This window comes from Pseudarthrobacter sp. alpha12b, assembly GCF_054130495.1.
In genome coordinates this window covers 1,298,020-1,320,169 of record NZ_CP196746.1, presented here as the reverse complement: position 1 = coordinate 1,320,169, position 22,150 = coordinate 1,298,020, and the positions used below count along the sequence as shown (strand labels likewise).

Sequence of the window (22,150 nt, the reverse complement as noted above, 5' to 3'; positions counted from 1 at the left end):
AACGACCAGTACGCAGCAGTGGATGGGGCTAGGGAACCCTGTGGAGCCACTCCCGGGTCCCGAACTTGGCCGCCACCCGGTCCTCGGCAGCTGCCAGCTCGTGTCCGGCCAGCTTTGACGGGGTAGCCCCGTAACGCTCGCTGAAAACCTCGATCATCGCTTCGATGATTGCCGTGCGGGCCAGGCCGGTCTGGCGCCGCAGCGGATCCACGCGCTTCTTCGCGCTGCGGGTGCCTTTGTCGGACAGCTTCTCCTTGCCGATCCGGAGGACCTCCACCATCTTGTCGGCGTCGATGTCGTAGCTCATGGTGACGTGGTGCAGCATGCCGCCGTTGGCCAGGCGCTTCTGCGCGGCACCGCCGATCTTTCCCTGGTCCGTGGCGATGTCATTGAGCGGGATGTAGAACGCGTTGATGCCGAGCCGCTCCAGTGCCGCCATGACCCACGAGTCGAGGAACGGATAGGAGTCCGCGAAGCTGAGGCCGTCCACCAGGGTCTGCGGCAGGTAGAGCGAGTAGGTGATGCAGTTGCCGGCCTCCATGAACATCGCTCCCCCGCCGCTGATCCGGCGGACCACGTTGATGCCATGCCTGGCCACGCCCTCGGGGTCCACCTCGTTCTGCACGGACTGGAAGCTGCCGATGACCACCGACGGCTCCTGCCAGTCCCAGAACCGCAGGGTGGGCGTCCGTTCGCCGGCGCCAACGGCCTCGGTGAGCACCTCATCAAGGGCAACGTTGATCTCCGTGGGAAGCACCGTGGGGGCAATGACGTTCCACTCGTGGTCTCCCCAGGAGGTGGCCTTTGCCAGCGCCCGGCGGACGGTCACAGCCACGGCGTCCGCAGAGAAGCCGAACAGCACGGCTCCGGCCGGCAGGGCGGCAGTGACGGCCGCTGCGAGGTCTGCGGCAGGCGTGGTGTCCGGGAGCCCGGTCAGCGCGCGGTTGATGTCTTCCAGGGCCTCGTCCGGTTCCAGGAAGAAGTCACCACTGACGGACACGTCCGCCAGGGCGCCGTCCACCACGGCCAGGTCCACCACCACGAGCTTGCCGCCCGGAACTTTGTACTCGCCGTGCAGGCGCTGGCCCGCGGTCTTGTTGGGAGAAGAGGATGATTCGGTCATACATCCCATCCTGCCCCAAAATTGAGGACGCCCTTAACGCGAAAAAGCCCGCACCGTGACCGGTGCGGGCTTTCTGCAACAAGCTTGGGCGAAGGAATTACTTCTTGCCGCCGAAGCCCTTGAAGCGAGCGTTGAAGCGCTCGACGCGGCCTGCAGAGTCCATGATGCGCTGCTTGCCCGTGTAGAACGGGTGGGACTCGGAAGAGATTTCGACGTCGATGACCGGGTAGGTGTTGCCGTCTTCCCACTCGATGGTCTTGGAGGAAGACACGGTGGAGCGGGTCAGGAACTTGGTGCCGGAGGCCAGGTCGTTGAAGACAACAGCTTCGTACTTCGGGTGGGTATCAGACTTCATAATGGGACCTTTGTTCGCGCAGCTGGATTTTGCCAGTTGCCAGGTATGAATGGGATGGCCGGGATCTGTCGCATCAGCCGAAGCTGAAAAAGCAGGACAACCAGCTATCAATCATAGCCGATTCGGAAGGGGCTGACGAACCGGTTCTCCTGCGGCATCGCACACCTACCGGGCGCGAAGCTCCCAAAAGGCGACGGCCGAGGCAGCAGCCACGTTCAGGGAATCCACGCCATTGCGCATGGGGATCTTGACGGCGAGGTCGACGGCGGCGAGCGTCTCCGGGCTCATGCCGGCACCTTCCGTGCCGAGCACCAGGGCGAGCCTGTCCACGTTGCGGGAGGCGACGGCGTCGACGTCCTCCGCGTCCGGCGTCAGTTCCAGTGCCGCGACGGTGAAACCATGCTCCTTGAGCACTTGGAGGTCCCCGGGCCAGTCCTGCAGGCGTGCCCACGGTACCTGGAACACGGTCCCCATGCTGACCCGTACGCTGCGGCGGTAGAGAGGGTCGCCGCAGCGCGGCGAGACCAGTACGGCGTCGATGTCCAGTGCCGCTGCGGAACGAAAGATGGCGCCCACGTTGGTGTGGTCCACGATGTCCTCAAGCACGGCCACGCGGCGCGCTCCGGCGAGGAGCTCCGGCAGCGGCACGGGGGCAGGACGCTGCATGGCAGCCATGGCTCCCCGGTGCAGGTGGAACCCGGTGATTTCCTCCAGCAGGGCAGCTGAGCCGATGAAGGCCGGAACGTCAGGGTAGGCCTGGAAGACGTCCTCCAGGTCCGCCATCCACTTCTCGGCCAGGAAAAACGAGCGCGGCTGGTGGCCAGCTGCGAGGGCCCGGCGCAGGACCCGCGAGGATTCGGCGATGTACATCCCCTCGGCGGGTTCACGGAGCTTGCGCAGGTGCACGTCGGTCAGGGTGGTGTAGTCACTGACGCGCGGGTCATCGGCGGATTCGAGGTAGTGGAAGGTCACCGGGTGATTATTTCAGCAGGTTGGCGATCATGACGCCCAGGGCAACAATGCCCAGGCTGAAGATCACGGCGCGGAGAACACGCGGCGAGAGCTTCCGCCCTACTTTCGATCCCATGAGGCCGCCGATGGTGGAACTGACAGCGATGAGCAGCACCACCAGCCAGTTGATCCGGTCGAAGGCGAACAGCAGGTAGGAAATGGCGGCGACCATGTTCACGCCGAGCACCAGGATGTTCTTCATGGCGTTGGCATTCTGGATGGTGCCGGTGAGGAACACGCCAAGGATGCCGACCAGCAGGATGCCCTGTGCTGCCACGAAGTAGCCGCCGTATACGCCGGCCAGGTAGACCAGGACCACCAGCAGGATGCCGTGGCGTTTGTCCCTGACAGCGTGCTCGGGGTTGGCCTCGCGGTTGCGGACCCAGTCCTGGAGCCGCGGCTGGAATACGACCATCAACAGTGCGAGGACCAGCAGGACGGGGGCGACGTAGTGGAAGACCTGTTCGGGCAGGTGCAGCAGCAGCCAGGCACCAGTGATACCGCCCAGGACGGATGCCGGCAGCAGGCGCAGGACCTGCCGTCCCCGGCCGGCCAGTTCGCGGCGGTAGCCGAAGGCCCCGGCACCGGTACCGGCCACCAGGCCCATGGCGTTGCTCATGGAGGCGGTCACGGGGGCCACGCCCAGGGCGATGAGCACCGGGAACGTGACAAGGGTGCCGGAGCCCACCACCGCGTTGATGGTGCCGGCCCACAGCCCGGCGATGAACACAATGATGCTGCTGAAGAGTTCCAAGGTAGTAGCGCAGGCCTCTTCTAGCGGCGTGCAGTGGCGGTGTAGCGCCCCGCGTTTTCGGCGACATCCAAAGGAAGCCCGAAGGTGGTGCTCAGGTGCTCTTCAGTCAGGACCTCGGTGATGGGGCCGGCGGCCACGACGCCGCCGTCCCGCAGCAGCATGGCGTGCGTGAATCCGGGCGGGACTTCTTCAAGGTGGTGCGTGACAAGGACCATGGCCGGAGCCGACTCATCCCTGGCCAGCTCGCCCAGCTTGTGGACCAGTTCCTCGCGGCCGCCCAGGTCCAGGCCGGCACCCGGCTCGTCGAGGAGCAGTAGTTCCGGGTCCGTCATGAGGGCCCGGGCGATCTGCACGCGCTTGCGCTCACCTTCGGACAGGGTGGCGAAGGTCCTGTTGAGCAGGGGGCCCATGCCCCAGTCGTTAAGCAGCCGGAAGGCGCGGCGTTCGTCGTCGCGCTCGTAGCCTTCGCGCCAGCGGCCGGTGACACCGTACGCGGCGGTTACCACCACGTTGAGGACGTTTTCGTGTTCGGGGATCTGGGTTGCAAGTGCCGCAGAGGAAAGGCCGATGCGGGGCCTGAGTTCGAAGACGTCAACGCGGCCCAGGATCTCATCGAGGATGCCGGCGGTGCCGCTGCTCGGGTGGAGCCGGGCTGCCGCGATCTGGAGAAGGGTTGTTTTGCCGGCGCCGTTGGGGCCCAGGATGACCCACCGTTCGCCTTCATTGACCTGCCAGTCAACCTTGTCCAGCAGGGTCTTCTTACCTCGGACAACGCTGACGGAGTCCAGTTCCAGAACATCACTCATAGGAGTAGACACTAGGACAAAAAAGAAGATGACTGATAACCGGTGTGAAGGTCCCCTAAATGCTCCGCGGCGGCGGGCCTGCAACGAATTCCAGTCGCGCCACCGGCGCTGGCTAAGATTGCAGGCATGACTTCGAACGTGACTGCGGTCAGCTATGGCCTCAATGTGACCCCCACCGGGCTGGAGCAGCTGCGTTCCGTCCTTGCAACGCGCGGGGCACAGGTGTTGTCCGAATCGGCCCCGGCGGCGGACCGGTACCAGGTCCATGTCGCTGAACTGGCCCTTCCCGACGCGACAGCGGCGGGGCTCGCCGCCCTGCGCCGGTCCGTGGCTGAGGCCGCCACCGGCGATTTCGATACTGCTGTTGTCCCGGCCGGCCTTCGGTCCGCTGCCCGGAAGCTGCTGATCATGGATGTGGATTCCACGCTGATCCAGCAGGAGGTCATTGAACTCCTGGCGGCCTACGCCGGCAAGCGGGAGGAAGTCGCAGCCGTCACGGAAGCTGCCATGCGCGGCGAACTGGATTTCGCCCAGAGCCTGCACGCCCGGGTGGCCGTGCTCGCCGGGCTGCCGGCCGACGTCGTCCATTCCGTCCGCAACGAAGTGAAACTCAGCGAAGGCGCCGCGGAACTGGTGGCGGCATTCAAGGCCGCCGGCCACGCGGTGGCGGTGGTGTCCGGCGGGTTCAACCAGATCCTCGAGCCGATCGCCGCCGGCCTCGACCTGGATTACTGGCAGGCCAACGAACTGGAAATCGTCGACGGCGCTTTGACCGGCAAGGTGCTGGGCGCCGTGGTGGACAGGGCCGCCAAGGAAAAGTACCTGCGGGAGTGGGCCGCTGCCGAGGACATCGCCCTGGAGCACACCGTGGCCGTGGGCGACGGCGCCAACGACCTGGACATGCTCGGCGCTGCCGGGATCGGCGTGGCCTTTAACGCCAAGCCCGCCGTCCGTGCCGTAGCCGACGCCGCTCTGAACATGCCGTACCTGGACGCCGTCCGGCACATCGCCGGCGTCTGAATCCATGGGCCGGCGGTTTGCCCGCCATTGCCCTATGACCTGTGCTGGCTTTAGGCACAGGCTCTGATGTCCTGCTTCCTGGTTCTGCTTCATCCCGCCGGCGATGCCTTGCCATGCCCCGGAGGGAATCCTGGGCCCTGAATTCGCGAACGATTGTGTCCGTGCGCTGCTAATATCGGCAGCATGGCGGAGCCCAAAACCATAGCTGCCATCATTACTTTTAATCCGGATCTGCAGCGGCTTATAGACAATGTTGATGCTGTCTGCTCACAGGTGGATGAAGTGTTGATAATAGACAACGCGTCCTCCAATCTGGAGGCCATCCGAACGATGCTGCGCACCTTCCCCAGCCTTCACATACTGAACAAGAGTCACAATGGGGGCATGTCCAAAGCCCTCAACCAGGCGATGGAATGGTCCGAACGCCACGGCGCAGGGGCAGTGGTCCTTCTCGATCAGGACTCAGTTTTGGGTTCAGGCGCGGTAGGGAGGCTTAAAGATGCCCTGCTACCTGGCGTGGCTATTGCTGCTCCCGCGGTCGTAGACCGCAACAACCCTGACACTCATGGCCGCAAGAGCGGCCGGGAGCAGGTGGACTACTGCATCACCTCTGGATCTCTATGCGATATAGGCGCGTGGCGAACTGTGGGCGGCTACGACGAGTCGCTGTTTATTGATTTCGTTGACTTCGACTACTGCATCAGGCTCCGCATGATCGGTTACACACTGATCAGGGACAACGACGCAGTTATTCTCCACGAAATCGGCAAGATCACGAGGCACGGCCGGCTGACGGCATACAACCACTCGGCGTTTCGGCTTCGGCACATGGCCAGCGACATACTCGCATACGCGCACAAGCACCGGACGTCACCGACTCACTTGAAGGTTAACCAGCGCGGCACTCTTGGGACCTATGGTGTGTTAGCCACAAAGGCGCTCGTTATCGCACTCTTCGAGGACGGCAAGGCGAGGAAATTCAAGGCGCTGGCCGGTGGGACCGCGGCCGGGACCCGAAACTTGATCCGCAGATCGATCGTTTAGTCGGTATTGCCTTATGTCACATCGGAGATGGCGCGATCTCTTCGAGCGTGCACGGGGACTCAACGAATCTCTGGAGGGGCCGCCAAAGTCACCAGCACACCGTAGCTGCGTTCGTCTGCCGCAACGAACCGCGAAATGACACTTCGCGGCCGTGTTCCGATGGAACATTGCCGCGAAGTGTCATCCCGCGTTACCTAATGGGCTTGGCCTGGGGCTACTGCGCGCTCTTGCCGAAGTAGTCTGCTCCGCCGGCGTACTCGGTGTGGCCGGACTCGACGTCGGCCGTTGCCATCCCGGCCACCACCTCAGCGAACTCTTCCACGGAATACAGCTTGCCGGCTTCCGCGCGGCGGGCCTCAATCGCCCCCGGGGTGGAGCGGTCCAGCAGCGTGGCGGTGACCGTTCCTTCGATCATGTCGCCGGACACCACCACCAGCGAGATGCCCTTCTCCGCCAGGTTGGGGATCAGTTCACGCAGGGCGTCCTCACCGGCACGCTTGCTCCGGGCCACCGGCTCGTAAGCCTCCATGGTGGGCACCGTGTTGATGAAGTGGGCCTGGTGGCTGGTGACGAACACCACGCGGGAGCCTTCCTTCATCAGCGGCACGGCGGCGTTGAGCATGTTCACCTGGGCATCACGGTTCAGCTTGAGGGCGTAATCCTCCCCCATGCCGGTTTCCATGCCGCCCGAGGCGTTCAGCACCAGGATGTCCAGCGAGCCGAAGTTCTCCATCGCGGCGCTGGCCAGGGCCTGCACGCCCTCCTGCGTGGTGAGGTCGGCCCCCACGGCGACGGCACGGCCGCCGGCAGCTTCAATTCCCTGTACCACCTTGTTGGCGCGCGGTGCCTTCTGGCGGTAGTTGACCACGACGGCGGCACCCTCCGAGGCGAGGATCTTGGCTACGTCGGCGCCAATGCCCCGCGATGATCCGGTGACGATTGCCGTCTTGTTGTCCAGCAGTCCCATGCGAGCTTCCTTTGTTCGAAACATCTAAATCGTGGTGGTCTGCAGTCCATCATGCCAGCGGTGATTGCCGATATCCCTTGTCCGACATCGACAAAGAAGGACCCCAGGGCTAGTTTCCTGCAGCGGCCGGGGCCGGAAGGTCAGTGGCCCATGCCCAGGCCGCCATCAACCGGAATGACAGCACCGGAGATGTAAGCGGCTTCATCGCTGGCGATCCACCGGACCACGTTGGCCACCTCTGAAGCTTCAGCGAAGCGCCCGGCGGGGATGCTGGAAAGGTAGTCCTTCTGGGTGGCCTCGGGGAGTTCGGCCGTCATGTCCGTGTTAATGAAGCCGGGTGCCACCACGTTGGCCGTGATGCCGCGGGAACCCAGTTCGCGGGTGAGGGACCGGGCGATGCCCACCAGGCCGGCCTTGGATGCGGAGTAGTTGATCTGTCCCGGCGCGCCGTACAGGCCTGAGACGGAGGAAATGAGCACCACGCGGCCCTTGCGGAGCCGGATCATGCCCTTGGACGCACGCTTGATCACGCGGAAGGCGCCGGTCAGGTTGGTGTCGATGACGGAGGTGAAGTCGTCCTCGCTCATGCGCAGGAGCAGGGTGTCCTTGGTGATGCCGGCGTTGGCCACCAGGACTTCCACCGGACCGTGGGCAGCTTCCACTTCCTTGAACGCAGCATCCACGGAAGCCTCATCGGTGACGTCCGCCTTGACGCCCATGATGCCCTGCGGCAACTGGGTTTCGCTGCGGTAGGTGACAGCCACCTTGTCGCCGTTGGCGAAGAACGCCTGCGCGATGGCCAGGCCGATACCGCGGTTCCCGCCGGTGATGAGGACGCTGCGCGGTGTGGAAACTGCTTCAGTCATAGAGGTGCTCCGGGATTCTGCGGCAGGCTGCGCCGCGGTAGCAGGGTGTGGTTTGGCTGCATCCGATCTTAGCGGCAGCGCTGCCGCGGGTTTGGGCAGCACTGCCGATGGTGCGAGAATTAAGGGAAGCCTTTGGAGCGTGATCATTCACCGTGACCCTTGAAAACCATGCGGGACACTCCGCGCCCGGAGAACCGGGCCGGTTCTCCGGCGACACCGGCGTCCACAGCATTACGGACGCAGCGGGCGCCCACTCGGAGGACATGCGGCAGCGGATGATCAAGTACGCCCTGGCCATGGGCATCCGCATGGTGTGCCTGATCCTGATTTTCGTGGTGGACGGCTGGTTGAAGATTATTGCGGTGGCCGGTGCGGTATTCCTGCCGTGGATTGCGGTGGTGATAGCCAACGGCAGCGACAAGGCTGAAGGGCACAGCGACCTGCTCCTGGACTCAGCCCCGCTGGCCGAACTGGAAAGCCCGGTGCTCCCGGACACGGATGAAGAACCAGGAAGTGCCGTACTGCAGGGCGAACTGGTGAAGGACGATGACCCGGACCATGGGGAGGAGTGGCAGGCATCATGAGCATTTTCGATTTCGCAGCAGGATCGGACGTGGCGTCGGAGGCTGCCGCCGTCTGCTCACGGAAAGCGTGCAGGGCCCAGGCGTCCTGGCAGCTTCTCTGGAACAACCCGAAAATCCATGCTCCCGAGCGGCGCAAGACCTGGCTGGCCTGCGGCGACCACAGGGAGTGGTTGGAGGACTACCTGCAGACGCGGGGGCTCTGGAAGGAAACGCTTCCGCTGGAGGCCGCCGGGGACGCGGCACCGGAGCAGGACATCTGAATGTACCGGTTCCTTTTTTCCAGCAAGTGGCTGGGCTATCTCCTGCTGGCCGCCATCTTTGCCACGGCGTGCGTGTTCCTGGGCCGCTGGCAGATGGACCGGCGCGCCGAGACCCTTGCCGAAATTAACCGCGTGGTCAGCAACTACTCGGCGACCCCCATCCCTTTCGCGCAGGCACGGGACCAGTTCACCCAGCTGGACCCGGCCAGGGAATGGACCCAGGTTGAGCTGAAAGGCTCATACGATGCCGCCGGGCAGCGGATTGTCCGCAACCGGCCGCTGAACGGACAGCCCGGGTACGAGGTGGTGGTTCCCTTCCGCCTCACATCGGGGGAAACCGTTGTTGTTGACCGCGGCTGGCTGCCCATCGGGAACAAGAATCCGGGCAGCCCCGATTCCGTGCCGGCCCCTCCCTCCGGTGACGTGACCGCCGTCGTGCGTTTGAAGCATGGCGAGCCGGAACTGCAGCGCGGGGCGCCCGAAGGCCAGCTCGCATCCATTGACCTGCCCACCTACGCCGCGCAGCTGGGCTATCCCCTGCTCACCGGCGCGTACGGCCAGCTTGCCTCGGAAACGCCGCCGTCCGCGGACATGCCCGTGGCGTTCCCCAAGCCGTCCACGGACGAGGGGACACACCTGTCCTACTCGCTGCAATGGTTCGCCTTCGGCGTGCTGATGTTCGTCGGCTTTGGCTATGCGGCCCGGCAGCAGGCACGCAATGCAGCGATCGACGCCGAGGACCAGGAAGAGACTGTGCAGGACGGAGCGGTCCATTCCGCCGTCCAGGCTCCCCGCCGACGGCAGGCCCCACCGCGCAAGCGGAAGAAGGCGACAGCGGAGGAAGAAGAAGACGCCCTCCTGGACGCGCAGGGGTACTAAGGCGTGACAACATACGACGCCGGCCCCGTCGCCTTGGTGCGCTCGGCCCTGGTGCGTGCCGGGGTTGGCGACACGGTGCGGATCTTTGAGTCGGGCGTCCCGACAGCCGCGGCAGCGGCGGAAGCACTGGGATGCGATCTGGCGGCGATCACCAACAGCCTCATTTTCGACCTTAACGGCGAACCGCTGTTGATTCTGGCCAGCGGGGCAGCCCGCGTGGACACCGCCTTGGTCTCAACGCAGTTGGGCCACGGCAGGATCCGCCGCGCCTCCCCCGACTTCGTCCTGGAACACACGGGCCAGGAAGTAGGCGGCGTAGCCCCGGTAGGGCACCCGAAACGGATCAGGACCCTGCTGGACCTGAGCCTCCGGGAACACCAGACCCTCTGGGCCGGAGCAGGAGACCACAAGTCGATGTTCAGCATCACCTACGGGCAGCTCCAACAAATAACCGAAGCCCTGGAACTGAAGGTGCGCTAGACCAAAGGCGACGAAGGCACAAGCGGAGCGGCGCAGGTGATTTATGTAGCGTGCGTCAAAGGCGACGAAGGAGCCAGCACGCGGGAAATCGCCTGCGTCGCGCAGCGAACGTAAGGCATGGAGCGGCTTAGGCCAGGGTGATCAGGTCCAGGTAGTCCTCGTTCCAGAGGTCTTCGACACCATCCGGAAGCATGACGACGCGTTCGGGGTTCAGGGCTTCCACCGCGCCTTCGTCGTGGCTGACCAGGACGACGGCGCCAGTGTAGTTGCGGAGGGCGCCGAGGATTTCCGCGCGGCTGGCGGGGTCGAGGTTGTTGGTGGGTTCGTCGAGGAGGAGGACGTTGGCGCTCGAGGCCACGATGGTGGCGAGGGCCAGGCGGGTCTTCTCACCGCCTGAGAGTACACCAGCCGGCTTATCGACGTCATCGCCGGAGAACAGGAATGAGCCGAGGATGCCGCGGACCTCGGCGTCCTTCATGTCGGGCGCGGAAGAGCGCATGTTCTCCAGCACGGTGCGGTTGTGGTCCAGGGTCTCGTGTTCCTGGGCGTAGTAGCCCACCTTCAGGCCGTGGCCAGGGATGACCTCGCCGGTGTCCGGGGTGTCCACGCCGGCGAGCATGCGCAGGAGGGTGGTCTTGCCGGCACCGTTGAGCCCTAAAATGACTACTTTGGAGCCGCGGTCGATGGCCAGGTCCACATCAGTGAAGATCTCAAGCGACCCGTAGGACTTGCTGAGCCCGTCCGCGGTGAGCGGGGTCTTCCCGCAGGGTGACGGGTCCGGGAACCGCAGCGCTGCCACGCGGTCCTGCTCGCGGACGGCTTCCAGGCCGCTGAGCAGCCGCTCGGCGCGTTTGGCCATGTTCTGCGCGGCCACAGCCTTGGTGGCCTTCGCACGCATCTTGTTGGCCTGGTCCATGAGGACTTGCGCCTTCTTCTCGGCGTTGGCCCGTTCCCGCTTCCGGGCACGCTCGTCCGTCTCCCGCTGCAGCAGGTAGCGCTTCCAGTCCATGTTGTAGAAGTCGATCTGGGCGCGGTTGGCGTCCAGCAGGAACACTTTGTTGACGGTGGCTTCCAGCAGGTCGGTGTCGTGGCTGATGACGATCAGGCCGCCCTGATGGTTCTTCAGGAAGTCACGCAACCAGGCGATGGAATCGGCGTCGAGGTGGTTGGTGGGTTCGTCCAGGAGCATGGTCTCAGCATCCGAGTAGAGGATGCGCGCAAGCTCCACGCGGCGCCGCTGGCCGCCGGAGAGCGTCTTGAGGGGCTGGTTCAGCAGCCGGTCAGGGAGCGCAAGGTTGGAGCAGATCGACGCCGCCTCGGCCTCGGCCGCGTAGCCGCCCGCTGCGAGGAACTCGGATTCCAGCCGGTCGTAGCGGTTCATTGCCTTGCGCTGGACGTCGGCGTCCTCGCTTGCCATTTCGTCGTGCGCCTTGCGGAGTTTTCCGACGACCACGTCCAGGCCGCGGGCGGACAGAATCCGGTCCCGTGCCAGCTGCTCCATGTCGGGGGTACGTGGATCCTGCGGCAGGTAGCCGATCTCACCGCTGCGGGTCACCTTGCCGGCGGCGGGAAGGCCTTCGCCTGCAAGAACACGCGTTAGGGTCGTCTTGCCGGCGCCGTTCCGGCCCACCAGGCCAATCTTGTCCCCTTTGTCGATGCGGAAGCTCACCTGATCCATCAGGAGCCGGGCGCCGGCACGCAGTTCAAGATCCTGGACAGTAATCACAGCAGGTAAGGCCTTTCACAACAGGGAACGCCACAGTCCGCGCACGTAGTGCGAAAGGACGCTGGGGCAGAGTGGCCGGAGAACGGCACAATCAAGTCTACCGTCCGGCGGGCCAACACAATGTCAATGTAGTCAAGGCCCGCGGGAAAGCCGCGTGGCTGATGCCGTGGGCTTAACCGCGGCCAGCAGACCCGGGGGTTCATGAAGAATGAGGTCATGGACTTTGATCGGCTGCTCCAGATTCGGCGCATTTACGCACAGCCTGCCGCCTTGGAGCTGCCCCGTGGCCAGGAAATCGTCGCGCGCTGGCCGGGGGCCGACGTCGTGCTGGTGGACAGCCATTGGAACATTCCGGACGTGCACGGTGACGAAACCAATGTGCCGCGCTGGTCCCGGATCAAGACGGAGGCGCTGGTCCTGGGCGTCAAGAAGGCGCTGACCGTTAAGCCGAACGGCAGGTCGGCGGACTTCATTGCACCTTCCACGGCAAACGGTTGCGCTATGGCTTGCGCCTATTGCTACGTTCCGCGCCACAAGGGCTACAGCAACCCCGTCACCGTGTTCGCCAACATAGACCAGATCGCCAAGGCAGTGGAGCGGCACGCCACCCGCCAAGGCCTGAAACTGGAGCCCAACCAGTGCGATCCGGAGCTGTGGGTATACGACATCGGCGAGAACAGCGATTGTTCAGTCGATGCGCTGATCAGCGACAACGTGGAGGAGCTGGTCATGCTCTTCCGCGAACTGCCCAACGCCAAGCTGTCCTTCGCCACCAAGTTCGTCAACCCCAAGATGCTCACGTGGGACCACGGCGGCCACACTCGGATCCGCTTTTCGCTCATGCCCGCAGACATGGCTAAGTCCATCGACGTCCGGACTTCACCTGTGGCGGAACGGATGGCCGCCATCAACGACTTCGTCGACGCGGGCTACGAAGTCCATGTGAACTTCTCCCCCGTCATCATCACGGACACATGGCTCGCGGACTGGGAGCAACTGCTGCGCCAACTCGACGCGACCCTGACGCCGGCAGCCAAGGCGCAGTTGGCCGCGGAGGTCATTTTCCTAACGCACAACGAGCAACTGCACCAGGTCAACCTGGGCTGGCATCCGCAGGCCGAAAATGTCCTGTGGCGTCCCGACCTCCAGGAGTCCAAAATCTCGTCCAACGGTTTCAACAACGTCCGCTACCGGTCTCGTGCCAAGGCGGGCTACGTTCGGCAGTTGACCGGGCTCATTGAGGACATAGCGCCGTACTGCCGCATCCGCTACGCCTTCTAGTTGGATATGCGGCAGCCGTCAGCCTTCGTGCTTCCGGGCCGGGTGGCCGGCGCCCTCGGCACGCACGTCGCCTTCCCCATGGCCGTCCTTCGCCTTGCCGAACGGCAGCACCTTCAACACCGGGCCCACGATGGCCATGACGACGAGGCCCCAGACCAGTCCGACGACCGTTGAGCACAGCGTGTTGACGAGCCAGCCGAGGAGACCGCCGAGTACGGGAACGCCTGATGCCGGGGATTCGAGGGCGTGGACCAGGTCGTACGGTCCGTGCCAGCCGAGGTCATGTGCTCCCTGCAGCATGATGTGGCCGCCAACCCAGAGCATCGCGATGGTGCCGACGAAGGTAATCGCGGCCAGCACGGCCGGCATGCCTCTCACAAGGAGCCTGCCGAAGCGCTGGGAACGGGCAGAGTCCTTGGCGGCCAGGTGCATTCCGATGTCGTCCATCTTGACAATGAGTGCGACAGCGCCGTACACGAGCACCGTGATGGCGAACGCCACCATGACCAGGATGAACGCGCGGACCCAGATCGATTCTGCGGCTACCTCGTTCATGGAGATGACCATGATCTCGCAGGACAGGATGAAGTCTGTGGTGATGGCGCCCTTGACGACCTTGGCCTCTGCGTCGTGCCCGCGTTCCACCGCCGGCGCTTCTTCATCCTCATGGTGGCCGCCGCGGAACTTGTGCCAGACCTTCTCGGCACCCTCGTAGCAGAGGTAGGTGCCGCCCAGCATGAGGATGAAGGGGATGATCCACGGGACGAAGGCGCTGATGAGCAGCAGGGCCGGCAGGATGATCAGGAGTTTGTTCCGGATGGAGCCCCAGAAGATCTTCTTGATCATCGGCAGTTCGCGTGACGGGTCAGCGCCTGAGACGTACTGCGGTGTGACGGCGGCGTCGTCAATTACAACGCCCGCGGCCTTGGCACCCGCCTTGGCGGCGCCGGCGGCAACGTCGTCCACGGAGGCTGCCGCAATACGGGCCAAGGCTGCGACGTCATCGAGCAGGGCAACGAGACCGCCGCTCACAGTTCGCCTCCGCGCAGCACGGTAACGGACCGATGGGCAGTAAGGACTGGGTGCGTGATGGGCATATTCGGAGTATATTGCAGCAGGCGGTCAGCCCTTCTTCAGTTCCTCGGCGAGCATCACAATGATGCCGCTGGGCCCCCGGACGTAGGTGAGCTTGTAGACGTCTTCGTACGTGGCCACGCCGCGCAGGGGGTGGCAGCCGTGCCTCGCCGCAATCTCCAGTGCCGCGTCGATATCGTCCACCGAGAAGGCAACGCGGTGCATGCCGATCTCGTTGGGCAGGGTGGGTCGAGTCTCGATCGCCGCGGGGTGGATGTACTCGAAGAGCTCGAGGCGGCCATGGCCGTCCGGGGTTTGGAGCATGGCGATTTTGGCGTGGTTGCCGTCCAGGCCTACGGCCGTATCGGCCCACTCCCCACTGACCGTCTGACGGCCCATCACGGTGAGGCCGAGGTCCGTGAAGAACGCGATGGCCGCCTCCAGGTCCCGGACTGCAATGCCGACGTTCTCTAGTTTGATGGACATGCGGCACACGTTACCAAGCCGGCGTGGCCGGTCAACCGTCGGGCGGATTCTAGGATTCGACGAGCGTCAGGATGGTTTCCGGGCGGACGCCGTCGGATTTCATCGCATCGGCCGCAGCTTCGGACTCCATTGTTCGCTGGAATGTATCCATGTCGGGAACTTCGACGATCAGGCCCACACGGTTGGCCTTCGCCGGATCGACGAACGTTCGAACCGTGATGCCCAGAGGGCCGAAAATTTCTTCCCGTCGTGGTGAGCTGAGCCAGTGCTCAACGTCGTCGACCTCGTGGGTGATGATTAGCGTTGGCATCGTTGCCCCTGCTTTCTGAACTTGCGTCAGGAGCCGAAGGGGAGGGACCGCGTTGGGACTTCCTGATCACGCTGAACGTAGCATGGCCCCTTTCTCAGGGGTAGGGACAGAAGACAGTTAGAGTAGCGGCCTCCTCATTGTGACCAGCCCGAAGCAGACGGGGCCGTGCTTGGTGGGTTTCCTACAAAATGGACATCGTTCCGCCCCGGTAGCGTCGGCTGTACATTAGATTCCGCTTGTACAACCCCGACAGGACCACCATGAGCAACACGGGCACCACCACTACCAAGAACAGCCCGCGGACGGAACGCCGCCGCTGGAACGGCACTGACCTAGGGCTCATCGCCGTTTTTGCCGCGCTCGTGGCCGGCGCAGCCCTTGTGCCGGGGCTGGCCCTGAACGGCTTCGGAGTCCCCATCACCTTTCAGACCCTGGCCGTCATGCTCACCGGACTGGTGCTGGGGCCCGCCCGCGGGTTCGCCGCCGTCGGGCTCTACACACTCCTTGGCCTCGCCGGCCTGCCCATCTTCAGCCAGGGCCGCAGTGGCCTGGGCATCCTTGCCGGTCCCTCGGCCGGCTACATCATTGCCTTCCCCATCGCTGCGGGCGTCGTTGGATGGTTGGCCAGTGTGGTGATCAAACGCACCACCAAGGCCCGCGCCCTCTGGTTCTTCCTGTCTGCCACGGTTACAAGCATCGTGGTGGTGCACTCGCTGGGCATCCTGGGCATCGCCCTGAACTCCAAGGCCACCCTGGAGCAGGCCTTCCTGAGCGACCTTGTCTTCTACCCGGGCGACATCATCAAGAATGTCCTGGCGGCCGCCATCGCCGTCGCCCTTCACCGCGCCTTCCCCGACGTCCTGGTGCGCCGCGTGCGCCGCCGTGCCCTCGCAACCGAAAGCGCCTAGGACCCATCGCCATGCCCGCAGTGACCTTTGACCAGGTGGCCGTCGCCGTCGAAACGGAGAACTCCCCGCACCCCAAAGTCCTCCTTGACGCGGTGACCCTCCGGCTTGAGGAGGCACGCGTGGGCGTCATCGGCGCCAACGGCTCCGGCAAGTCCACGCTGCTGCGCCTGGTCAACGGACTCGTCCAGCCCACCCACGGCAGGGTGACGGTCGACGGCGACGATACGGTGCGTGCCGTGCGGAAAGTCAGGCGGAACGTCGGCTTCGTTTTCACCGACCCCCTCTCCCAGTTGGTGATGCCCACCGGCAGGGAGGATGTGGAGCTGTCCCTGCGCCGCTCCGTGAAGAACGGCCCGGAACGGCGCCGCCAGGCCGAAGCCGCGCTCGAACGCCTTGGCCTCCTGCACCTGGCGGACCAGAGCATCTACGAACTGTCCGGCGGAGAGCGGCAACTGATGGCGCTCGCCGCCGTGCTCGCGGTGGACCCGGCGGTGCTGGTCCTGGACGAACCCTCCACGCTCCTTGACCTGCGCAACCGTGAGCTGCTCCGCAGGACACTGGCCACCCTGGACCAGCAGATCATCATGTCCACCCATGACCTTGACCTTGCCCTGGAGATGGACCGCGTCCTGGTCATTGAAGCGGGCCGCGTGGCATTCGACGGCGGCCCCGCCGAAGCCGTGGCTACCTACCGTTCGTGGTGCCTGCACGGGCTTGACCACGCAGGCCGGGACGCACAATGAGGGGCCACGGGTTCCTCCTGGCCAACTATGTGCCGGGCAACTCCCTCCTTCACCGGGCACCGCTGGCGTTGAAGTTCGCGCTGGTCCTCGCCTGCGGGCTGGCGTCCTTCATCATCGTGGACTGGAGCATTTCCGCAGCCGTGCTGGCCCTTCTTAGCGGCCTTTTCCTCCTGACCGGCGCCGGCGTGAAACGGCTCTGGGGGGCCGTCCGGCCGCTCGCTCCGGTGCTGCTGGCCATCGGGCTCTTCCAGTGGTGGCAGCTGGGTGGACCCACCGCGGCGCGGATCGTGCTGAACATCCTGGTCTGCGTGGTGGCCGCCTCCCTGCTCACGGCCACCACGCCCATTCAGCGGCTCCTGGATGGGGTAGTACGCCTGGCGCGTCCCTTCAAAAGGTTCGGTGCAGATCCGGAACGCTTCGCCCTGACCATTGGCATCATGCTCCGCAGCATCCCGTTCATCGCCGGCACGTTTGCCGACGTCCGGGACTCCGCCCGGGCCAGGGGCCTGGAACGCAACCCGCGGGCCCTGATCCTGCCGGTGTTCATCACCTCCGTGGCCTACGCCCGCCAAACCGGTGAAGCACTCGCCGCCCGCGGCTTGGGCGAGGCCGAAGACTGACGGCCGGGAAAGTCAGCGGGAGCCCAGCAGCCGGTACTCCAGGAGCGCCGCCGTGCCCATTCCACCGGCCATGCTGATCATGGCCAGCCCCAGGGCACCCTCGGTGTCCGCCCGCCGCGCCTGGGCCAGCAGCCGGGTCACCAGCACGGCACCCGACGCGCCGTACGCATGCCCCAGCGCCAGGGCGCCGCCGTCCAGGTTGGCCCGCCCGGAATCAATGCCAAGCTGGTCCAGGCAGGCAAGTGTCTGTGACGCGAAGGCCTCATTGAACTCCACCAGGTCCAGGTCGCCGGCCTTCACGCCTGCCTCAGCCAGCACTTCCCGGGCGGCCGGGACAGCACCGATCCCCAGCAGCTGCGGATCGACCCCGGCCGTGGCGGTGCCACGCACCAACAGGCCGTCACGCGCCTGAAGTTCACGCGCGCGCTGCAGGGAAGTGATGACGACGGCGGATGCGGCGTCCGCGTCGAAGCAGGAGTTTCCGGCGGTGACAGTTCCTCCGGGCACGAAGGCGGCAGGGAACCGTGCCATGATGGCGGGGTTGAGGCCCGCGCGCGGGCCTCCGTCAGTGGTAACAGGCCCCGTACCGGTGGCCAGGGGAACAATTTCGTCTGCGAACCGCCCCTCCCTGATCGCCGCGAGGGCTTTCCGGTGGCTGGCCAGCGCAAAGGCATCCTGGCGGTCCCTGCCGATGGCATATTCCCCTGCCACCGTTTCCGCGGCCACGCCCATGTCCGGGTCACCGAAGCTGGCGGGCACAAACTGCGCGCGGCGGTAGAACTCCGGGCTGCCGTCGTCCTTCCGGTGGGCGCGCATGGGCGCAGTGCTGGTGCTCTCCACTCCCCCTGCGAAATAGAGCGGGCTCCCGCCGGCCGCCACGAGCCGGGCGGCAAGCACGATGGCGTCCAGGCCTGAACCGCACTGCCGGTCCACAGTGATCCCGGGCACGGTGACAGGCAGTTCCGCCGCCAGCAGGGCCAGCCTGGCGACGTTTCCGCCGCCGCCCACGGCGTTGCCGATCACGACGTCAGCAACAGACTCCGGATCCAGTGACAGTCCAATGACAAGCCCGCGCAGGACCGGAGCCAGCAGTTCATGTGCCCGGAGGGTCCGAAGGGCTCCGTTCATGGGGCACACCGGGGTCCGGCGCGCCGCGATGATCACCGGCTGGCGGTCCGGTGGCAGAAGGCCGTCCGGCAGAAGGTCAGCCACCAAGGGCCCGTATCCTGGGATCCCGGGCATTGATCCACTCCAGCAGCAGGCTCCGGCTGACCTTTCCGCGGTCCGTGACAGGCAGTTCCGGCAGGAGGTAGTACTGAAGGGGCCGCTTGTGCCGGGACAGGATGTCCTCCAGGCCGGCCCGCAGCTGCGTTGCCGTGAGCCCGCCATGGGATGCCACCACTCCGGCCACCACGCGCTGGCCGCGCAGATCGTCCGGCATGCCTGCGGCCACCGCTGCCGCAACGCCGGGGACTGCAGCCAGGGCCAGTTCCACCTCGTGCGGGTAGACGTTCCTTCCCGCGGTAAGGATCATGTCGGCGCGGCGGCCAAGGATGTGCAGTTCCCCGTCCGCGAGGTAGCCCTGGTCCCCCACCGTGTACCAGTCGCCGAAGGACCGCAGCGCCTCGCCGTCGTCGCCCCACAGGTAGCCGTTGCTCACCATGCCGCTGCGGACACAGATGTTGCCGTAGCCGCCGTCCGGAACCACGCCGCCGTCGTCGTCCAGGACCCGGACGTCGACGCCGGGGAAGGGCCGCCCGATTCCGGTGCCGCCGGCTGCGGCGTCCTGACCTGCGGCCAGGCCAAGGCCGGAGACGAAGCTCAGCTCGGAGGCGCCGTAGTACTCGTAAATGGTGGCGTTCGGGGCCCAGCGACGGGCCGCTTCCAGGGTGCGGGCGTCAAGTTTGGAGCCGGCACAGATGATGGTGCGGATTCCGGAAGCGTCGACGCAACCTGTCATCCCCCGTTCGCTGAGCATCCGCAGCATGGTGGGCACCAGCACCAGCCGGGTGACGCTGTCGTACGTGATGGCAGCGTGGACGTCGCCGACGTCGAACGTCTCCAGCGTCTGGAATTCAGACCCGGCATAGAGGCATTCGGCCAGGGCATAGAGGTTAAGGCTGGCGGCCAGCGGGCCGGGCGCAAGGGTGACATCGTCCTGGCGAAGCCCGAAGAACTCGATTGAGGCATCGAAGGACTGCTGCCATGACCGGCGGGAGCGGCTGAATGCCTTGGGCACTGACGTGGTGCCGGAGGTCAGGCCGATGAGGAAGCTGGACTCTGGCGGCCCATCAACCAGGTCGTCGTCCGCGGAGACCGGGGCCGGAACGGCGCATGCCTCCACCCGCCGGACAATGTCCTCCTGCAGGGACGCGGGCCAGGTGGGGTCAAGGACGGCGCACTGGCGGCGGCCAGCCACCGCGGCCGCGAACTTAACGGCAAAGTCCACGGAATTGGACTCACAGAGGGTGCTGACCGACTTCATGTCCGGCACCAGCCCGGCGGCAGCATCCAGCAGCCCCGCCCAGTCAAGGCGCCGCCCGGCGATCACGACGGCGGTGTCGTGCGGCCGTTGCCCGGCCCAGAGCTGGATTTTGTCGAGGAAAGGCACGGACCAACTTTACCGGCCCTACGGGTTGAGCCCCCGGCCCGCGGGTAATGTGACGTTATGAGTTTCAATGACAACGTGCAGCTTGATCCCAGCCAGGTCCAGGACCGACGGGGCATGGGCACCGGGGTGAAAGTCGGCGGCGGAATCGGTGGCGGCCTGGTGCTGCTTGTTGCGCTCCTGCTGGGCATCAATCCCAATTTGCTTGGAGGCTTGACCGACGGCGGAAGTGCCGGGCAGTCCCAGGGCACGGCACCTGCCTGCAGCACCGGAGCGGACGCCGACGCCCGGCTTGACTGCCGGATCACCGGCACCGTCAACAGCCTTAATGCGTTCTGGCCCGGCTACCTGAAGCAGTACAACGTGCAGTACCCGCGCCCGGAGGCAGTGATCTTCAGCGGGGGCACCAACACCGGGTGCGGCGCCGCCACCTCCGAGGTTGGCCCCTTCTACTGCCCCACGGACACCACCGCATACTTCGATCCCGGCTTCTTCCAGGAACTGGTGGACCGCTTTGGTTCCTCCGGCGGCCCCTTGGCCCAGGAGTACGTGGTGGCCCACGAATTCGGCCACCACGTCCAGAACCTCCTGGGTGACCTGGGCCGGGCGCAGCAGGATCCGCAGGGACCGGAGTCCGGCTCCGTCCGTACCGAACTGCAGGCCGACTGCTACGCAGGCCTGTGGGCCAAATACGCCTCCACCACGCCTGACCCCGCCACCGGCCAGCCCTACCTGGAACCCCTCACCCAGCAGGATGTGAACGACGCTTTGTCCGCCGCCGCGTCCGTGGGCGATGACCGGATCCAGAAAGCCGCCACCGGCCGGGTCTCCCCCGAGGGCTGGACGCACGGTTCCAGCGAGGAACGCCAGCGCTGGTTCACCCGGGGCTACCAGTCCGGCGACATCAAGCAGTGCGACACCTTCAGCGCCGCCACCCTCTAACCCCCGGTCCGCCCCCGTCGATTGCTCCGTAACTGCCGTTTTGAACGTTCATAACGGCCGTTACGGAGCAATCGATGTGAGGGAGCGGGGAACGACGACGGCCGGTCACCTTTCCCGGGAAAGCTGACCGGCCGTCGTCGTACTTGCTTAGATGTTGAAGCCGAGGGCCCTCATCTGGTCCTTGCCATCGTCGGTGATCCGCTCGGGACCCCATGGCGGCATCCACACCCAGTTGAGGCGCCAATCGTCCACGACGCCGTCCAGCGCCTGGCCCACCTGCTCCTCGAGCACATCGGTGAGCGGGCAGGCGGCGGTGGTAAGCGTCATGTCGATCAGGAGCGCGCCGTCCTCATCGGAGTACTTCAGGCCGTACAGCAGCCCCAAGTCCACAACGTTGACGCCAAGCTCAGGGTCAATGACGTCCTTGAGCGCCTCTTCGACGTCCTCCAGGGCCGTCCGGCCCGGCTTGATTTCGGTCATGGCAAGTCCTAACTAGGCCTGTACTGCGGCTTCAGCGGCGATGGTGGCAGCGCCGGCGCCCTTGGCGTAGCGGTCGTAGCCTTCTTCCTCGAGGCGGTCGGCCAGCTCGGGGCCGCCCTCCTCGACAACCTGGCCGTCCACGAATACGTGGACGAATTCAGGCTTGATGTAGCGCAGGATGCGCGTGTAGTGGGTGATGAGCAGCGTGCCCATGTTGCCCTCAGCGTGGGCACGGTTGACGCCCTCGGACACGATCTTCAGCGCGTCGACGTCCAGGCCGGAGTCGGTCTCGTCCAGGACGGCGAACTTGGGCTTGAAGAGCTCCAGCTGGAGGATCTCCACGCGCTTCTTCTCGCCGCCGGAGAAGCCTTCGTTGACGTTGCGCTGGGCGAAGTCGGCGTCGATGCGCAGCTTCTCCATGGCGGCCTTGACGTCCTTGGTCCAGGTGCGGAGGGCAGGTGCCTGACCGTCGATGGCAGTCTTGGCGGTGCGCAGGAAGTTGGTCATGGTGACGCCCGGAACCTCTACGGGGTACTGCATGGCCAGGAAGAGGCCTGCCCGGGCACGCTCGTCAACACTCATGGCCAGTACGTCTTCGCCGTCCAGCGTGATGGTGCCGCTGGTCACGGTGTAGCGGGGGTGGCCTGCAATCGTGGAGGCCAGGGTGGACTTGCCCGAGCCGTTGGGGCCCATGATGGCGTGTGTCTCACCGGTCCTGATGGTCAGGCTGACGCCCTTCAGGATCTCTTTGGTGCCCTGCTCCGTGTCAATGCTGACGTGCAGGTCCTTGATCTCAAGAGTTGACATGCTCTTCTTTCTTTTC

26 protein-coding genes are annotated in these 22,150 nt (G+C 65.3%); 11 read left to right on the top strand and 15 right to left on the bottom strand.

Features of this window, described 5'->3' with window-relative positions:
- Positions 1–28: 28 nt before the first annotated feature.
- The 5 genes from ACTAQI_RS05885 to ACTAQI_RS05865 form a co-directional block, all read right to left on the bottom strand.
- Entirely contained in the window at positions 29–1,132 is a 1,104-nt protein-coding gene (locus ACTAQI_RS05885) for a lipoate--protein ligase family protein (protein WP_457950144.1), read from the bottom strand.
- Between the two features lie 88 nt (positions 1,133–1,220).
- On the bottom strand, positions 1,221–1,478 hold the full coding sequence (locus ACTAQI_RS05880; protein ID WP_018761303.1) for a type B 50S ribosomal protein L31: 258 nt from the start codon (positions 1,476–1,478) through the stop codon (positions 1,221–1,223).
- A 165-nt stretch (positions 1,479–1,643) separates the two neighbouring features.
- On the bottom strand, positions 1,644–2,450 hold the full coding sequence (locus ACTAQI_RS05875) for a TrmH family RNA methyltransferase (RefSeq protein WP_457950143.1): 807 nt from the start codon (positions 2,448–2,450) through the stop codon (positions 1,644–1,646).
- A 7-nt stretch (positions 2,451–2,457) separates the two neighbouring features.
- Entirely contained in the window at positions 2,458–3,243 is a 786-nt protein-coding gene (locus ACTAQI_RS05870) for a sulfite exporter TauE/SafE family protein (RefSeq protein ID WP_457950142.1), read from the bottom strand.
- Between the two features lie 20 nt (positions 3,244–3,263).
- Entirely contained in the window at positions 3,264–4,049 is a 786-nt protein-coding gene (locus ACTAQI_RS05865) for an ABC transporter ATP-binding protein (protein ID WP_457950141.1), read from the bottom strand.
- Between the two features lie 126 nt (positions 4,050–4,175).
- On the opposite strand from ACTAQI_RS05865, the gene serB reads away from it, so the two are divergent.
- Together serB and ACTAQI_RS05855 are read left to right on the top strand one after the other, a co-directional pair.
- The gene (gene serB / locus ACTAQI_RS05860; protein ID WP_457950140.1) at positions 4,176–5,069 is read left to right on the top strand and encodes a phosphoserine phosphatase SerB; all 894 of its coding nucleotides are present in this window, start codon (positions 4,176–4,178) and stop codon (positions 5,067–5,069) included.
- A gap of 183 nt (positions 5,070–5,252) precedes the next feature.
- Positions 5,253–6,113, top strand: a complete 861-nt coding sequence (locus ACTAQI_RS05855; protein WP_457950139.1) for a glycosyltransferase — start codon at positions 5,253–5,255, stop codon at positions 6,111–6,113.
- A 214-nt stretch (positions 6,114–6,327) separates the two neighbouring features.
- Here ACTAQI_RS05855 and ACTAQI_RS05850 read toward each other — a convergent pair whose 3' ends face one another.
- Positions 6,328–7,080, bottom strand: coding sequence for an SDR family oxidoreductase (locus ACTAQI_RS05850; protein ID WP_457950138.1), 753 nt, complete (start codon positions 7,078–7,080; stop codon positions 6,328–6,330).
- A gap of 140 nt (positions 7,081–7,220) precedes the next feature.
- Positions 7,221–7,946 (bottom strand): beta-ketoacyl-ACP reductase, encoded by a 726-nt coding sequence (locus ACTAQI_RS05845; protein WP_457950137.1) that lies wholly within the window; start codon positions 7,944–7,946, stop codon positions 7,221–7,223.
- Positions 7,947–8,098: 152 nt separating this feature from the next.
- Between ACTAQI_RS05845 and ACTAQI_RS05840 the strand changes: the two genes are divergently transcribed.
- The 4 genes from ACTAQI_RS05840 to ACTAQI_RS05825 are packed head-to-tail and all read left to right on the top strand — an operon-like array spanning position 8,099 to position 10,149.
- The gene (locus ACTAQI_RS05840; protein WP_457950136.1) at positions 8,099–8,530 is read left to right on the top strand and encodes a DUF3099 domain-containing protein; all 432 of its coding nucleotides are present in this window, start codon (positions 8,099–8,101) and stop codon (positions 8,528–8,530) included.
- The gene (locus tag ACTAQI_RS05835; protein ID WP_457950135.1) at positions 8,527–8,790 is read left to right on the top strand and encodes a hypothetical protein; all 264 of its coding nucleotides are present in this window, start codon (positions 8,527–8,529) and stop codon (positions 8,788–8,790) included. Before ACTAQI_RS05840 ends, ACTAQI_RS05835 begins: the two co-directional genes overlap by 4 nt.
- On the top strand, positions 8,791–9,669 hold the full coding sequence (locus ACTAQI_RS05830; RefSeq protein WP_457950134.1) for an SURF1 family cytochrome oxidase biogenesis protein: 879 nt from the start codon (positions 8,791–8,793) through the stop codon (positions 9,667–9,669). It abuts the gene before it with no gap.
- 3 nt (positions 9,670–9,672) lie between these two features.
- Positions 9,673–10,149: a YbaK/EbsC family protein gene (locus tag ACTAQI_RS05825; protein ID WP_457950133.1), complete on the top strand. Its 477-nt coding sequence runs from the start codon at positions 9,673–9,675 to the stop codon at positions 10,147–10,149.
- Between the two features lie 127 nt (positions 10,150–10,276).
- Here the strand turns inward: ACTAQI_RS05825 and ACTAQI_RS05820 are convergent, their stop codons facing one another.
- Positions 10,277–11,875, bottom strand: coding sequence for an ABC-F family ATP-binding cassette domain-containing protein (locus ACTAQI_RS05820; RefSeq protein ID WP_457950132.1), 1,599 nt, complete (start codon positions 11,873–11,875; stop codon positions 10,277–10,279).
- A 216-nt stretch (positions 11,876–12,091) separates the two neighbouring features.
- Between ACTAQI_RS05820 and ACTAQI_RS05815 the strand changes: the two genes are divergently transcribed.
- Positions 12,092–13,156 (top strand): spore photoproduct lyase family protein, encoded by a 1,065-nt coding sequence (locus ACTAQI_RS05815; protein WP_457950131.1) that lies wholly within the window; start codon positions 12,092–12,094, stop codon positions 13,154–13,156.
- Between the two features lie 18 nt (positions 13,157–13,174).
- Here the strand turns inward: ACTAQI_RS05815 and ACTAQI_RS05810 are convergent, their stop codons facing one another.
- From ACTAQI_RS05810 to ACTAQI_RS05800, 3 genes are all read right to left on the bottom strand, one after another.
- Positions 13,175–14,188 carry a DUF808 domain-containing protein gene (locus ACTAQI_RS05810; protein WP_457950130.1) on the bottom strand — a complete coding sequence of 338 codons (1,014 nt, stop codon included), beginning with the start codon at positions 14,186–14,188 and terminating at the stop codon, positions 13,175–13,177.
- A gap of 90 nt (positions 14,189–14,278) precedes the next feature.
- Positions 14,279–14,716 (bottom strand): VOC family protein, encoded by a 438-nt coding sequence (locus ACTAQI_RS05805; protein WP_457950129.1) that lies wholly within the window; start codon positions 14,714–14,716, stop codon positions 14,279–14,281.
- A 49-nt stretch (positions 14,717–14,765) separates the two neighbouring features.
- Complete coding sequence (locus ACTAQI_RS05800) at positions 14,766–15,026, bottom strand: hypothetical protein (RefSeq protein WP_457950128.1); 261 nt, start codon at positions 15,024–15,026, stop codon at positions 14,766–14,768.
- Positions 15,027–15,286: 260 nt separating this feature from the next.
- On the opposite strand from ACTAQI_RS05800, the gene ACTAQI_RS05795 reads away from it, so the two are divergent.
- The 3 genes from ACTAQI_RS05795 to ACTAQI_RS05785 are packed head-to-tail and all read left to right on the top strand — an operon-like array spanning position 15,287 to position 17,297.
- Positions 15,287–15,934: a biotin transporter BioY gene (locus ACTAQI_RS05795; protein ID WP_457950127.1), complete on the top strand. Its 648-nt coding sequence runs from the start codon at positions 15,287–15,289 to the stop codon at positions 15,932–15,934.
- Between the two features lie 11 nt (positions 15,935–15,945).
- On the top strand, positions 15,946–16,677 hold the full coding sequence (locus ACTAQI_RS05790; RefSeq protein WP_457950126.1) for an energy-coupling factor ABC transporter ATP-binding protein: 732 nt from the start codon (positions 15,946–15,948) through the stop codon (positions 16,675–16,677).
- Complete coding sequence (locus ACTAQI_RS05785; protein ID WP_457950125.1) at positions 16,674–17,297, top strand: energy-coupling factor transporter transmembrane component T family protein; 624 nt, start codon at positions 16,674–16,676, stop codon at positions 17,295–17,297. Before ACTAQI_RS05790 ends, ACTAQI_RS05785 begins: the two co-directional genes overlap by 4 nt.
- Before the next feature lie 12 nt (positions 17,298–17,309).
- On the opposite strand, the gene ACTAQI_RS05780 is transcribed toward ACTAQI_RS05785, so the two are convergent.
- Both ACTAQI_RS05780 and ACTAQI_RS05775 read right to left on the bottom strand, forming a co-directional pair.
- The gene (locus ACTAQI_RS05780) at positions 17,310–18,539 is read right to left on the bottom strand and encodes a thiolase family protein (protein ID WP_457950124.1); all 1,230 of its coding nucleotides are present in this window, start codon (positions 18,537–18,539) and stop codon (positions 17,310–17,312) included.
- On the bottom strand, positions 18,502–19,908 hold the full coding sequence (locus ACTAQI_RS05775; protein WP_457950123.1) for a class I adenylate-forming enzyme family protein: 1,407 nt from the start codon (positions 19,906–19,908) through the stop codon (positions 18,502–18,504). The genes ACTAQI_RS05780 and ACTAQI_RS05775 overlap by 38 nt, the downstream gene beginning before the upstream one ends.
- Positions 19,909–19,965: 57 nt before the next feature.
- Here ACTAQI_RS05775 and ypfJ point away from each other — a divergent pair, with 57 nt between their 5' ends.
- A complete protein-coding gene (gene ypfJ, locus ACTAQI_RS05770; RefSeq protein ID WP_457950122.1) occupies positions 19,966–20,847 on the top strand; it encodes a KPN_02809 family neutral zinc metallopeptidase in 882 nt (293 codons plus the stop codon).
- 147 nt (positions 20,848–20,994) lie between these two features.
- On the opposite strand, the gene ACTAQI_RS05765 is transcribed toward ypfJ, so the two are convergent.
- Both ACTAQI_RS05765 and sufC read right to left on the bottom strand, forming a co-directional pair.
- Positions 20,995–21,327, bottom strand: coding sequence for a metal-sulfur cluster assembly factor (locus tag ACTAQI_RS05765; RefSeq protein WP_110543073.1), 333 nt, complete (start codon positions 21,325–21,327; stop codon positions 20,995–20,997).
- Between the two features lie 12 nt (positions 21,328–21,339).
- Positions 21,340–22,134, bottom strand: a complete 795-nt coding sequence (gene sufC / locus ACTAQI_RS05760; protein WP_457950121.1) for a Fe-S cluster assembly ATPase SufC — start codon at positions 22,132–22,134, stop codon at positions 21,340–21,342.
- Positions 22,135–22,150: the final 16 nt, after the last annotated feature.